The sequence below is a fragment of the Bradyrhizobium sp. 215_C5_N1_1 genome (genome assembly GCF_052075935.1).
Classification (GTDB): Bacteria; Pseudomonadota; Alphaproteobacteria; order Rhizobiales; family Xanthobacteraceae; genus Bradyrhizobium; species Bradyrhizobium barranii.
This window is the reverse complement of sequence record NZ_CP197228.1, coordinates 1531599-1544438: the sequence shown is the minus strand read 5'-3', so window position 1 is coordinate 1544438 and position 12840 is coordinate 1531599. Positions and strand designations below refer to the sequence as shown.

The window sequence follows — 12840 nt, the reverse complement described above, 5'->3', positions numbered from 1 at the left end:
AATTGCCGCCGTTGGAATGCGCCTGATGCCGCTTATACAAACAAGACGCATCTGAAATCTCGAAAGCGCATCACACCTACCATGTCAGCAACGTCCGGAGACAATAGCGGCGATGCGGCAGGGCCGACACAAAGCCCTTCTGCAACAACGAGAAGTTTGACCATACGCGGGAGCCGGATCGACAGCCGCGAGCTGTTTGCGGCGGAGCGCGAGATCATCATCGCGCATGGCGAGGACGCCTATCGCCTTCGCCTGACCTCGCAGAACAAGCTGATCCTGACGAAGTAACCTGCAATGACATTTTGTCGCACCCTCGCAAACCTCATGTTCACCGGCACCATCGCGCTCGCCTCGACCGCGCACGCCGCCGGTATCACGGTGCATGATGCGCGCAATCGCGATGTCGCCGTTGCCGACTTCGCCCGCACGGTCTCGATCGGCGGCGCCATCACCGAGATCCTCTATGCGCTCGGGCTGGAGAGCCGCCTGGTCGGCGTCGACACCACGAGCCTCTATCCGGCGGCGGCGCTGCACGACAAACCCAATGTCGGCTACATGCGCCAGATTTCGGCCGAGGGCGTGCTGGGCCTCAACCCGACCCTGATCCTGGCGATCCAGGGATCGGGCCCGCGCGAGACCATGGACCTCCTGGAGACGGCGAAGGTGCCGCTGGTGCTGGTGCCCGAGACCTTCTCGGAGGAAGGCCTGATCGAGAAGATCAAGCTGGTCGGCCATGCCATGGGCGTCGATGCGCGCGCCGAATGCCTGAGCACCGCAGTGGCTACGGATCTTGCGCAGCTGCGCGCACTGCGTGCCAAGGTCACGAAGCCGGTCCGCGTGATGTTCGTGATGTCGCTCCTGAACGGACGGGCGATGGTCGCCGGTCACAAGACCGCCGCCGACGAGATCATCCAGCTTGCAGGCGCCACCAACGCGGTCGAGGATTACGACGGCTACAAGAACATCGGCGACGAGGCGATCGTCGCGGCAAAACCCGACGTCGTGCTGTCGATCGAGCGCGGCAAGGATTCACTGCAGGCCGACGCGGTCTACGCCCATCCCGGCTTCGCCCTGACGCCGGTCGCGGCCAACAAGAGCTTCATCACGATGGACGGGCTCTATCTGCTCGGCTTCGGCCCGCGCACGGCCGCGGCGGCCCGCGATCTCTCCGTCAAACTCTATCCGGCATTGGCTAACGGCGGCGCCTTCACGTCGGCTCTGTCGGCGGCGAACTGCCGGCAATGAGCGTGGCGATCGGGACGGACTCGCGGAGCCCGCGGCGCGCGGGCGCAGGACGGCGATTTACGTCGGTTGCCATTCCCCTGCTCCTGGTGATCCTCGCGGCCACCGCCATCGTCGCGCTGACCGTGGGCGCAGCCGGCATTCCCCTCTCCCGCCTGCCCGCTGCGCTCGGCCTTGCCGGCAACTCCGCCGCCGATGCCATGACGGCGCGCGACCAGCTCGTGCTGTGGTCGATCCGGATTCCCCGGATCGCGGCGACCGCGATGGTCGGCGGCCTGCTCGCCGCGGCCGGCGCCATCATGCAAGGACTGTTTCGTAACCCGCTCGCCGATCCCGCGCTGGTCGGCGTCTCCAGCGGCGGCGCGCTCGCGGCGGCAAGCGCGATCGTGTTCACGGACTCGCGCTTCGGCGAGACGCTGCGTTTCCTTCAAACCGAGCTGTTGCCGCTCGCGGCCTTCGCGGGCTCGCTGGCCACGACCGCGATCCTTTACGGCATCTCCAGCCGCGCGGGGCGGACCTCGATCGCGATCTTCCTGCTCGCCGGCGTCGCCATCACCGCCATCACTAATGCCGGCATCGGGCTTCTGGTGTTCATCGCCGACGACCGCCAGCTTCGCGACATTACATTCTGGCTGCTGGGGTCGATGAGCGGCGCGACCTGGACCAAGGCCGCCGTGCTCGCGCCGATCCTCATCATCGGGCTCGGCGCCTGCGCGTATATTGCGCGCGGCCTCGACCTGCTGGTGCTCGGCGAGGCCGACGCGTTTCACGGCGGCGTCGACGTCGAGCGCCTCAAGCGGATCTCGATCGTCATGGTCTCCGCCATGACCGGGGTCGCGGTGTCGATCAGCGGCGTCATCGGCTTCGTCGGCATCGTCGTACCGCATCTGCTCCGTCTCGTTATTGGACCTGCGCATCGCCTGCTGCTGCCGGCCTCGGTGCTGCTCGGCGCGATCCTGATGGTCGGCGCCGACACGCTGGCGCGCACGATCGTGGCGCCCGCGGAGATGCCGATCGGCATCTTGACCGCCGCGGTCGGCGCGCCTGTCTTCCTCGGCATCCTGCTGCGCCAGCGCGGGCTCGCCTCGCTATGAGCGCCGTGATCGAGGCGCGATCTCTCAGCAAGCGCGCCGGCCGCGCCACGCTGCTCGATGGCGTCGGCCTGTCGGTTGAAGCCGGCGAGATGGTCGCGATCATCGGCCCGAACGGCGCCGGCAAGTCGACGCTGCTGCGGCTGCTCTCCGGCGATCTCCGCCCGAGCGAGGGCGAGGTGCACCTGAAGCAGCGCGACATCAGCAGTTATACGCCGCGCGAGCTTGCCGCGCGCCGCGCGATGCTGTCCCAGCACATCAACGTCACCTTCCCGTTCACGGTCGAGGAGATCGTGCTGATGGGTGCGGGCGACCGCAGCCTGCGCGATGCCGTGTCGCTCGTCGACGCCGCGCTGGACGAGGTTGGCCTCGCACATTTCCGCGCACGGCAATTGCCGACGCTATCGGGCGGCGAGCAGCAGCGCACCCATTTCGCCCGCGTTCTGGTGCAGCTCGCCTGCGGCGAATCGGAACACGGTCCGGGGCTCCTGTTGCTGGACGAGCCGACATCGAGCCTCGATCTGCGTCACCAGATCGACCTCGTCGAAGCCGCGCGCCGCCGCGCCGCAGGCGGCACGGCTGTCATCGCGATCCTGCACGACCTCAACCTCGCGATCCGCTTCGCCGACCGGCTGATCGTCCTGAACGGCGGCAGGCTCGCCGCCGACGGCCCGCGTGCCGATGTCGTTACACGGGAGACCATCCGCGACATCTTCGAGATCGACGCCGTCGTCCATCAGGCCGACGACGGCGTGCCCTACGTGCTGCCGCAATCGATGCGGCCGGCGGCGCGAGCCGAACTGCCTCCGCGGTGAAGCTGCGCTCCCTCGCCCCGCTTGCGGGGAGAGGGTTGGGGTGAGGGGGAGTCTCCGCGGGGACGGTGAAAGTTGAATTCGCGGAGAGTCCCCCTCACCCGGATTGCATCTTCGATGCAATCCGACCTCTCCCCGCAAGCGGGGCGAGGTAAGAGGGCGTCACGCCTCAGGCTCCTAACCCGCCGGCACGATCACCATGCCCTTGTCCTTGGGCCAGCGGACGCGCCAGGCGAACTTGATCTCCTTGATCTCGCCGGGTTTTGCGTCGAACGCCCATTCCAGCACGCCGCGCTTGTCGCGCAGATTGGTGGTCGTGGGCGGCGTGGTCGAGGACAGCATCTCGACGCCAATATCCTCGTTCTCGCTGACCGGAAGTTGATCCTCGATCGCGATGCGGATCGGGAAGTCGTGCCCGTTGCGGACGACGGTGCGGAACGAACGCGTGTCGGTCTTGGAGGACGAGATCACGCCGGCCGTGCCTTCGTTCTGCCTGATGACGGTGCGCTCGATCTTGATCTTGTCGTCGGCGCCGAAGCCGAGCCGGATCGCGTCGTTCCGCGCGGCGGTCGAAAATTTGCTGCGACCGACGAACGTGCCGTCGCGGAAGATCGCGACCTTACCGGGCAGCAGATTGGTATCCTCGGCAAGCTTGAATGACGCCTCGAGGTAAGCGGTGGGATCCGCGACCGGGGCGGCGCGGATGGCGAGGTCGGGCGTCACTGTCATGGAGGAGATGAGCAGGCTCTTGGCGCCCTCATTGGCGCCAAGACTGACGCGGCCGCTGATCTGATACACGGCCTGGAAATCACCGATCTCGGCGTTGGCCTGCTGCTCGTCCGCGCGCTCACGCAGTTCGGGCTCCGCCGCTTTCGCCATCGCCGGAGATTGCGCCTGCCGCGTCATCGGCTGCGCGGGCATCGCCATGTCCGACGCCGCGCCCAATGCCAGCGGCTTCGGCAGTTGCGGATACCTCACCACCAGCGAATTCAGCTCCGGCGCGCTACCGCCGCGGCTGACGCGAACGGTGGAAACGCCGAGGCTGACATTCGACCAGTCTTCGCCGGTCGACTGTGTAACCTCGGCGCGGCGAACCAGCTCGAGCTGCGGCTTGCGGTCCTTGGCACCGGTGTCGAGCCGGGCGTCATACAGCGGCAGCCAGCGCGCATTGCGGACTGCATAAGTCACCCGCAACGTCGCCTTCGTCGCGGCGGCGGAAGCGACATCGATGCGAACCTCGAGCTTGCTCGGCGGCTTGGCCGAACGCTCCGCTTCAAGTTGCGCGAGCTGCCGATCGATCTCGCGCTGCTTTCGCGTGGCGTCGCGGATCGCTGTGTCGGCGGTCGCGATCTCCTCGGCGACCGCGGTAAAGGCTGCGCGCCATTCGGTGATCGGCCGAGCCTCCCCCTTCTCGCCAAGGCCGGCGGGAGAAGCCTCGGCAAAGTGCTGCGCGAATTTGCGCCGGGCGTTGGCCGCGTCGATGTCGCCTTGCAGATCGGCGCGCTGATCCTTCAACGCCTCGATGCGCTTATCGAGCTCGGGCAGATTCGCGGGTTGTGCCGCGCGCGGCGGCCGCGCGTCGATGGTCCCGATGGTCAGTTTTGCGCCCGCCTCGCCCTCGACACGGAGGGAGGACGGATCGAGCGAGAGCGGAAAGTCCTTGGCGACCAGCGTGCTGTCGCCGGAGGCGAGGTCCAGCGCGATGATACGGGTGACGGTGGCGCCGTCCGGATAGACCGTGACGGTGTCGATGGCCGATGTGGCGTCCACATCGGCGGCCCATGATGGCGACGCGGCCGCCATGGTCACCAGAACCAGGCTCGTCGTTGCCAAACATCTTGCGGTGATGCGCATAAAGTCCCTCCTGCCGTATCGCCGCGCCGCCAGCCGGACGCGTGCGATCGAATGCCTCGCCAACATGGTTGGACGCGGCAGGGAAGGAACTGGTTCGATTGGGGTTTCCTTGGGGCGCCGCCGCGGCCGCACCAAGGCCGCGGAACGTGTCGTCGACTCGCGGCGAAGCCGTTAAACCTAGGTCCTTAAACCGGGGTGGGCGAACCCTGGCCGAAGATGCGGCGGAGCAGATCGGTCACGTTGCGGGCGCCGGCCTTCTTCAGGATGCCTGCGCGGTAGCCTTCGACCGTCCGCGCACTCAGATGTATGCGCCGGGCGATCTCCTTGTTGGTCAGGCCGGCAGCAAGGTGCTCGAGCACATCGACTTCGCGCCCGGTCAGGGGCTCGCAGCCGGGCAGCCAGCGTTGCCGGTTTGAACCCGGCTGCGCGAACTCGTCGATGGCAGCATCGATCCGGTCGACGATGTCGCGGGTGCGGAACGGCTTCTCGATGAAGTCGGCCGCGCCGCTCTTGATCGCGTCGACCGCCATGGCGATGCTGCCGTTCGCCGAGGTCACCAGAACCGGCGCCATGCAGTTCTCCTCGCGCAGGCGCTTGAGCACGTCGAGGGCGGAACGATCCGGCGGCATCTCCAGCAGCACGCAGGCCGGCATCCGCGCCTTTGCTTCCGAGAGCAGCGACGCGCCGTCGGCAAAGCAGATTACGTCATAAGCGCTCTGTTGAAGCGCCATTGAAAGTTGTTCGCGGGAGGCCGCGTCAGTTTCAATGACGAATACCTCACCCTTGGAAAGCATGTTTCCCGGCATCATCCCGATCCAGCAATGTCTTGGTCAAATGGCCCGAGACGGCAGCGGGGCTTCGTCGCGCCGCGTCGTCACACGCACGGCATTCACGCCCGTGCTTCGGTTTCCCTTATGTATGTTCCATCCTGTTCCCGGATTTGACGGATCGGGACAGAAACTTTACATTTCGGGACATCTGCGGGAATGGCTGACAGGAACGGGTCGCATGACCGACCTCATGCGCAGCGCAGGCTTGAGCTACTACCCGGATGTCGCCCGGTCGGTCGGACTCGACCCCAAACAGATGATGCGCAAGGTCAGGCTGCCGCTGGCCGTGCTCGACAAGCCCGATACCCCCATTGCCGTGACCAGCCTGCGCCGGCTGCTCGAATTGTCGGCAGAGGCATCGGGTGCCGAAGATTTCGGCTTGCGGCTCGCCGAGCGTGGCGGGCTCACCAATTTCGGCGCGGTCGGTTTGATCGTGCGCGAACAGGCGACCGTCAGCGAGGCGATCGAAGCGTTCTCGCGCTTCATCCACGTTCATCACGACGGCATGAAGCTTGAGGTCACGCGCGACAAGCAGACCGTGACGGTCACGCTGCATCTGCGCGGCCGGCAGCCGACCGCGCCGCGCCAGTCGATCGACATGGCGCTCGGCAGCGTCCACCGCATCATCCAGTCGCTGTTCAGCAGCGATTGGCGGCCGCTCGAGGTGCATCTGCATTATCCGCCGCCACACGACCGCAAGCGCTACCGCGATTTCTTCGGTTGCCGCGTTACCTTCAATGCCGATGACGATGCGATCCTGTTGTCGGCGCATGACATGGAGCGGCGGATCCCGAGCGCGCATCCGCTGATCGCGAGCTATTTGCGCAAACGGATCGAGGCGATCGAGACGCGGCCGGCAAGCTGGGAGGAGAAGGTCAACGAGGTGGTACGCATCCTGCTCGCAAGCGGCGACTGCACGGTCGAGCGCGTGGCTGAGCATCTCGCCTGCACCCGCCGCACCATCCATCGGCACCTCGCCGCATCAGGCACCAGCTTCTCGGCGATCCTCGACGCGCAGCGCGCCGATCTCGTGACCCAGCTGATCGACGACCCCGGCCGGCCGCTGGCCGACATCGCCACCCAGCTCGGCTTCTCCGCGCAGAGCGCGATGGCGCGCTGGTTCCGTGGCCGCTTCGGCTGCACCATCACCGCATGGCGCAAGGGCGTGCGGCCGCTGGCCAAACGCCCCGGCGTTCCCTCGGCGTCCACGGCCTAGGCTCAGCGTGCCGGAGCGGGCACGCCCATGATGGCAAGGGCGCGCCGGGGGCTGCCGGCGAGCAGCGGCCCGAACGCAATCGCAAAGCCGAGGAACGCGACGACCCACCCGCAGGCGGCGATGTGCAGCAGGATATCGCCATGCGCAGGCAACACCACGGCAGCGACCCGCGCCAGCGCCGCGACGATGATCGCAGCGTAAATCCCCTGCGTCGCGGGCGAGGCCGTCAACGCCTGTCCGGTATGCCCGAGGCTCGCGCGCGTCATCACCGCAAGCGTCATGGTTCCGGCCGCGCCAGCCATCCAGGCGTGAATTCCCGCGCTCGGCGGCAGCGCCCCGAAGACAGCCAGGGCATGCAGCAGGAAGCCCAGCGGCACGAAGACATAACCGACATGGAGGATCAGCAGCAGCCGCTCGCGCGTGGTGCGATCGCCAGCCCAGCGCGCGAACCGCACCAAATGAAGCACACCGACGAGCGCCATCACCGCGCCGGTGATCATGTTCAGCGGCGCCACGATCCATGCGATCAGCGCGAGCGCGCTCAATCCGATCACCGCGCCGTCAAAACGCCCGAACGGCACCGGCAGGCGACCGGGATTGAACTTGACCAGCCAGTTGCGGGTGAAGCTCGGGATGATGCGGCCGCCGATCAGCGAGATCAGCAGCACGACCACGCCGATGCCGACGCGGATGCTGACATCGGCCGCGCCCTCGAAGTGCGCTTCGAGATGGAAGGCGACGTTACCGGCGAGCAGCACCAGCACGAGCACCACCACCGGCAGATTGCGCCAATTGCCGCCCGCGATGATCTCGCGCGTGGCCGCAGCAACAACCAATGCCAGGAAGGCGGCATCGACGACGAGCGCGAACGCCCAACCGATATCGGCGGACAGGGTCACTGCAAAACGTCCGGCCAGCCAGACGACCAGCAGCGCGCCCAGCGACGTCCCCTGGATCGGCAGCCGCCCGGTCCAGTTCGGGATCGCCGTGAACAGGAATCCCGTGATCACCGCCGGCAGGAAGCCATAGAGCATTTCGTGGACGTGCCAGTCGCGCGGCGCGAACGCGGAACTGACCGACAATTCGCCGTAGAACATCGGCAGCCACGCCAGGATCGACAGCCCCGCCTGGATCGCGGCGAGCAGGAAAAACGGCCGAAAGCTGTTCGCAAACAGCGGCCAGCCCTCAAAGTTACGGGATCGGGCGCCAGCCATGGGGGCAACTCCTGTGAATTCGGACGGTCACTTGGATCGTCATTTGGAAAAATACTGCCGTCCGGCCGGCCCGTTTTGCGCTATCGCAAACTGCCTGACGAATACAGGTGCCATCACACTCCCTGATGCCAAGGAGGCAGAATGGCCAAGGTCGACACATCGCTGGTTGCGCATTTGCCGCTGTTTTCAGGCGTCAAGCCGGACGACCTCGAGGAAATCCTGCGCGAGGCCCGCTCGGCGCGGTACCCCAGGAACACCGCCATTTTCGAGCAGGGCGCCGACGCGCAATCGTTCTTCCTGCTGCTGCACGGCCACGTCCGCGCGGCCAAGACCACCCCGACCGGCGAGCAGATCGTGGTGCGCTACGTCGCCCCCGGCGAGACCTTCGGGCTCGCGATGGCGATTGGAGCCGCGCACTATCCGGCGACCGCGATGGCGGTCGACGACAGCGTGGTGCTGATCTGGCCGAATTCGGCCTGGCCGCGGCTGATCGAGCGGTTTCCGGCGATTGCCGCCAACACGCTGCAAACCGTCGGCGCGCGGCTGCAGGAGAGCCACACCCGCATCCTCGAAATGTCGACCCAGCAGGTCGAGCAGCGCGTCGCGCATGCGCTGCTGCGGCTCGCAAAACAGTCCGGCAAGAAGCTCGACCACGGCATCGAGATCGACTTCCCGATCAGCCGCCAGGACATCGCGCAGATGACCGGCACCACGCTGCACACCGTCAGCCGCATCCTGAGCGGCTGGGAGAGCCAGGGCCTCGTCGAGAGTGGCCGCCAGCGCATCATCCTGCGCGATCCGCACAAGATAGTCGTACTGGCGGAGCGTACGGCGGACGGCAATTCTGCGTAAGATAGGGGTGAGGGCGCTCCCGCTTACGGCGCAAGCCCGCCCTCACCCGGGAATCCGCACGCGACCCGTGCGAACTCCAACCCGCCTCACGCCGGCACGCATTCGCACAGCGCAGCGAGGAATTTGTCGCGATCGATGCCATGCTCGCGGCAGGCGTCTTCCACGGTATGGAAGGTCGCGATCGGACAGCCGACGCAAGCCATCCTGAAGGCGAGGAACACGCGGATCGTGTGCGGCGCCGTACGCATGATGTCATCGACCAGATCGTCGGATCGGAAGGGCATGGACAACTCCGTTCCGAAGTGACGATAGCGGGGTGGGTCCGAGCTTCTTTGTTGAAGCGCAAGCTGGTGGTTGCTTCTCCCTCTCCCCGCAAGCCGCAGGGCTATCGCATATGAGAAAACGTGGCGGGAAGCTCGCCTGCGGCCATCCTTCGAGACGCCCGCCTCCGGCGGGCCCTCAGGATGAGGACGGAGTACGTGGCCGCTATTTCGACAGGCAAAGCTGCTGCTCAGCCTTATCCTGAAGAGACCGCGGAGCGGTCGTCTCGAAGGACGAGGCGCTCGCTCAGACCCCGCCAAGCTCATATGCAAAATTCCCTGCCGTAGGCGGCGCGAGGTGAATTACACCGCCCTGCTGTGCAACTGCTTCGCCGGGTCCAGATGAGCATCGAACGCCGCGGCGACGCTGCGGACCAGAAAGCGCGAGTCGCTTGCGACCGCGAGACGGTCGCCGTCGAGCCTGACGATGCCGTCCGAGATCAACGGCTTCAGGCGCGCGGCCGACTTCAGCATCGCTTCGGGTTCCGCACCATGGCGCGCACAGATGTCGCCGAGATCGGCGCTGAACTCGCACATGATGCGTTCGATGATGTCGGCGCGGAGCCGGTCGTCGTCGGTGAGCCCGTAGCCCTTCGCGGTGGCGAGGCGGCCGGCGGCGACGCTCTGGGCGTAGGCGCCGATCTGCACCTGGTTCTGCACATAGCCCTGCGGCAGATGCCCGATCGCGCTCGCGCCGAAACCAAGCAGGACTTCGCCCTTGTCGGTGGTGTAGCCTTGGAAATTGCGCCGCAGCGTCCGTTCCTCGAAGGCCACGGCCATCGCGTCGTCGGGGCGCGCGAAATGGTCGAGCCCGATCTGGACGTAGCCGGCCTCCTTCAACGCATTGGCGATCGCGCAGGCCTGGTCATGACGCGCGAGGCCGTCGGGCAGCACGGCCTCGTTGATCATGCGCTGGTGCTTCTTGAAGTCAGGCACGTGCGCATAGCCGAACACCGAGAAACGATCGGGCCCGAGCTCGAGGCTGCGCCGAACAGTGTCCAGGCAGGACGCGACGGTCTGGTGCGGCAGCCCATAGATGAGGTCGAAGTTGATCCCGTTGATGCCGGCGCGATGCAGCCTATCGACGACGGAGGCCGTCTGCTCATAGCTCTGCACGCGATTGATCGCGCGCTGCACGACCGGATCGAAGCTCTGCACGCCCAGGCTGGCGCGGTTGACGCCGGAGAGCCGCATGGCCTCCACCATCTCGGCAGTCAATGTGCGGGGATCGATCTCGACCGCTATCTCGGCCGAGGGCAGCACGAAGAACGAATGGCGCATCGCCGCCATCAACTCGGCAAAAGCCTCCGGCGCCATGATGGTCGGCGTGCCGCCGCCGAAATGGATGTGCTCGACCTTGATGCGGCGGCCGATGGTCTCAGACACCTGCGCGATCTCGCTGCGCAGCGTCCGCTGATAGGATGCGATCAGCCCGTCGCGGCGAACGATCTGGGTATGGCAGCCGCAATACCAGCACATCTCGCGGCAGAACGGCACGTGCAGATAGAGTGACGCGCTGGCGCCTGCCGGGAGCCCGGCGAGCCATTCGGCATAAGTATCCGGGCCGACCGCCGGCGAAAAATGCGGCGCGGTCGGATAGCTCGTGTACCGCGGCAATCTCTCTTCGCCGTAGCTCGCTGCGAGATCGGTCCTCATATCTTACCCATTCGTAAATCGATGCCGCGCGGTGGCGCGGCAAATCCCAGATGGCATTGGATGACCCGTTTTCGGGCGAACCACCTTGCGCTCGCTCAAAGTCCGAGCGCCGGATCGGAGCCAAGATCACGTTCAATCATGACTCACTGGAGATAGGCCATGGCGTCGCTCGCGCTCGATCTCGTTCTCTGGCTCACCGGCGTTCGCGGTCATATCCCGCGCTTCGACGATTTTCGTCCCGTCCCCGCGGCACCCTCCGTCGGCGCAGGTTATCTCGTGCGGGTGCTGGCGATCACGGCCGCCATCTTTGCTGCGCTGTCGCTCGCGGTCTGGGGCACGGTCTGGATTGCGATTCAGCTTCTCTGATCGATAACCAAACATTCACAGTCGAGCGTCGTTGAACATGCGAACGATTTGCCGCTGGCGCAACTGGCGCCGCGCGACGTCGTGCGCTTCGCACGGCCGATACGCGCTTCGGCAAACCTCTTAAGGATTTTACCGGAGGCGAATTCGGCAAAAGCTTGTCGCAGCGCAAACACTCTTGCCGTAACAGGCGCAGACTGCATCCGTCATCAAAACCCTTTCAGATGAAGGATGCTTCCGATGTTCACCCGCAGAGCCGCATTGATCAGCGCCGCCGCGACCGCCCTGATGCTCGCGACACCCACGTTCGCCGCCGGCGACCTCAAGCTGCCGCGACAGAAGGTCGAGCTGGTCGCCCCGCCCTTCGTGCACGCGCACGAGCAAGCGACGACGCAGGGGCCCAAGATCGTCGAGTTCAAGCTCAACATCGAGGAGAAGAAGGTCGTCATCGACGACAAGGGCACCACGTTCCAGGCCATGACCTTCAACGGCTCGATGCCGGGCCCGCTGATGGTCGTGCATGAAGGCGACTACGTCGAGGTGACGCTGGTCAATCCCGCGACCAACACCATGCCGCACAACATCGACTTCCACTCCGCGACCGGCGCCCTCGGCGGCGCTGAGCTCACGCTGGTCAATCCCGGCGAGCAGGTCGTGCTGCGCTGGAAGGCAACGCGGACCGGCGTGTTCGTCTATCACTGCGCCCCGGGCGGCCCGATGATCCCCTGGCATGTCGTCTCCGGCATGAACGGCGCGGTGATGGTGCTGCCGCGCGACGGTCTGAATGACGGCAAGGGCCACGCGCTGAAATACGACAAGGTCTACTATGTCGGCGAGCAGGACATGTATGTGCCGCGCGACGAGAAGGGCAACTTCAAGTCCTATGATTCGCCGGGCGAAGCCTTCACCGAGACCGAAGAGGTGATGAAGAAGCTGATACCCTCCCACGTCGTGTTCAACGGCAAGGTCGGTGCGCTCACCGGCAAGAACGCGCTGACGGCCAAGGTCGGCGAGAACGTGCTGATCGTGCATTCGCAGGCCAATCGCGACAGCCGTCCGCACCTGATCGGTGGCCATGGCGACTATGTCTGGGAGACCGGAAAATTCTCCAACGCGCCGGAGACCGGGCTCGAGACCTGGTTCATCCGCGGCGGCTCGGCGGGCGCTGCGCTCTACAAGTTCCTGCAGCCCGGCATCTACGCCTATGTCACGCATAATCTGATCGAGGCAGCCGACCTCGGCGCCACCGCGCACTTCAAGGTCGAAGGCAAGTGGAACGACGATCTGATGACCCAGGTGAAGGCGCCCGCGGAGATACCGGCTCCCAACACCAATTAGACGCGACAGGGGGCCGGTCATCGCCGGCCCCTTCCTTCTTCGGGGGACGACC

General features: G+C 65.9%; 13 protein-coding genes. 8 read left to right on the top strand and 5 right to left on the bottom strand.

The window, feature by feature from the left end; translation table 11 throughout:
• The first annotated feature begins 81 nt into the window (after nt 1-81).
• From AB7G19_RS07205 to AB7G19_RS07190, 4 genes are read left to right on the top strand one after another with little or no spacing between them, the layout of a single operon-like run.
• Nucleotides 82-288 carry a hemin uptake protein HemP gene (locus tag AB7G19_RS07205; protein WP_063981151.1) on the top strand — a complete coding sequence of 69 codons (207 nt, stop codon included), beginning with the start codon at nt 82-84 and terminating at the stop codon, nt 286-288.
• A gap of 6 nt (nt 289-294) precedes the next feature.
• Nucleotides 295-1245, top strand: a complete 951-nt coding sequence (locus AB7G19_RS07200; RefSeq protein WP_085398957.1) for a heme/hemin ABC transporter substrate-binding protein — start codon at nt 295-297, stop codon at nt 1243-1245.
• Entirely contained in the window at nt 1242-2336 is a 1095-nt protein-coding gene (locus AB7G19_RS07195) for a FecCD family ABC transporter permease (RefSeq protein ID WP_085398958.1), read from the top strand. The genes AB7G19_RS07200 and AB7G19_RS07195 overlap by 4 nt, the downstream gene beginning before the upstream one ends.
• Nucleotides 2333-3148 carry a heme ABC transporter ATP-binding protein gene (locus AB7G19_RS07190; RefSeq protein ID WP_085398959.1) on the top strand — a complete coding sequence of 272 codons (816 nt, stop codon included), beginning with the start codon at nt 2333-2335 and terminating at the stop codon, nt 3146-3148. The genes AB7G19_RS07195 and AB7G19_RS07190 overlap by 4 nt, the downstream gene beginning before the upstream one ends.
• Before the next feature lie 174 nt (nt 3149-3322).
• On the opposite strand, the gene AB7G19_RS07185 is transcribed toward AB7G19_RS07190, so the two are convergent.
• Together AB7G19_RS07185 and AB7G19_RS07180 are read right to left on the bottom strand one after the other, a co-directional pair.
• Nucleotides 3323-4999, bottom strand: coding sequence for a mucoidy inhibitor MuiA family protein (locus tag AB7G19_RS07185; RefSeq protein WP_085400855.1), 1677 nt, complete (start codon nt 4997-4999; stop codon nt 3323-3325).
• Between the two features lie 185 nt (nt 5000-5184).
• Nucleotides 5185-5805, bottom strand: a complete 621-nt coding sequence (locus tag AB7G19_RS07180; RefSeq protein WP_063986095.1) for a response regulator transcription factor — start codon at nt 5803-5805, stop codon at nt 5185-5187.
• 202 nt (nt 5806-6007) lie between these two features.
• Between AB7G19_RS07180 and AB7G19_RS07175 the strand changes: the two genes are divergently transcribed.
• Complete coding sequence (locus tag AB7G19_RS07175) at nt 6008-7045, top strand: AraC family transcriptional regulator (RefSeq protein ID WP_085400778.1); 1038 nt, start codon at nt 6008-6010, stop codon at nt 7043-7045.
• A 2-nt stretch (nt 7046-7047) separates the two neighbouring features.
• Here the strand turns inward: AB7G19_RS07175 and AB7G19_RS07170 are convergent, their stop codons facing one another.
• Nucleotides 7048-8259 (bottom strand): NnrS family protein, encoded by a 1212-nt coding sequence (locus tag AB7G19_RS07170; protein ID WP_085400780.1) that lies wholly within the window; start codon nt 8257-8259, stop codon nt 7048-7050.
• A gap of 141 nt (nt 8260-8400) precedes the next feature.
• Here AB7G19_RS07170 and AB7G19_RS07165 point away from each other — a divergent pair, with 141 nt between their 5' ends.
• Nucleotides 8401-9111, top strand: a complete 711-nt coding sequence (locus AB7G19_RS07165; RefSeq protein ID WP_071909780.1) for a Crp/Fnr family transcriptional regulator — start codon at nt 8401-8403, stop codon at nt 9109-9111.
• A gap of 86 nt (nt 9112-9197) precedes the next feature.
• Here AB7G19_RS07165 and AB7G19_RS07160 read toward each other — a convergent pair whose 3' ends face one another.
• Together AB7G19_RS07160 and hemN are read right to left on the bottom strand one after the other, a co-directional pair.
• The gene (locus AB7G19_RS07160; RefSeq protein WP_074119546.1) at nt 9198-9395 is read right to left on the bottom strand and encodes a DUF1858 domain-containing protein; all 198 of its coding nucleotides are present in this window, start codon (nt 9393-9395) and stop codon (nt 9198-9200) included.
• Between the two features lie 339 nt (nt 9396-9734).
• Nucleotides 9735-11087, bottom strand: a complete 1353-nt coding sequence (hemN, locus tag AB7G19_RS07155; protein WP_085400782.1) for an oxygen-independent coproporphyrinogen III oxidase — start codon at nt 11085-11087, stop codon at nt 9735-9737.
• Between the two features lie 159 nt (nt 11088-11246).
• Between hemN and AB7G19_RS07150 the strand changes: the two genes are divergently transcribed.
• On the top strand, nt 11247-11453 hold the full coding sequence (locus AB7G19_RS07150) for a hypothetical protein (RefSeq protein ID WP_085400783.1): 207 nt from the start codon (nt 11247-11249) through the stop codon (nt 11451-11453).
• A gap of 237 nt (nt 11454-11690) precedes the next feature.
• Complete coding sequence (gene nirK, locus AB7G19_RS07145) at nt 11691-12788, top strand: copper-containing nitrite reductase (protein ID WP_063986094.1); 1098 nt, start codon at nt 11691-11693, stop codon at nt 12786-12788.
• The last annotated feature ends 52 nt before the right edge of the window (nt 12789-12840 follow it).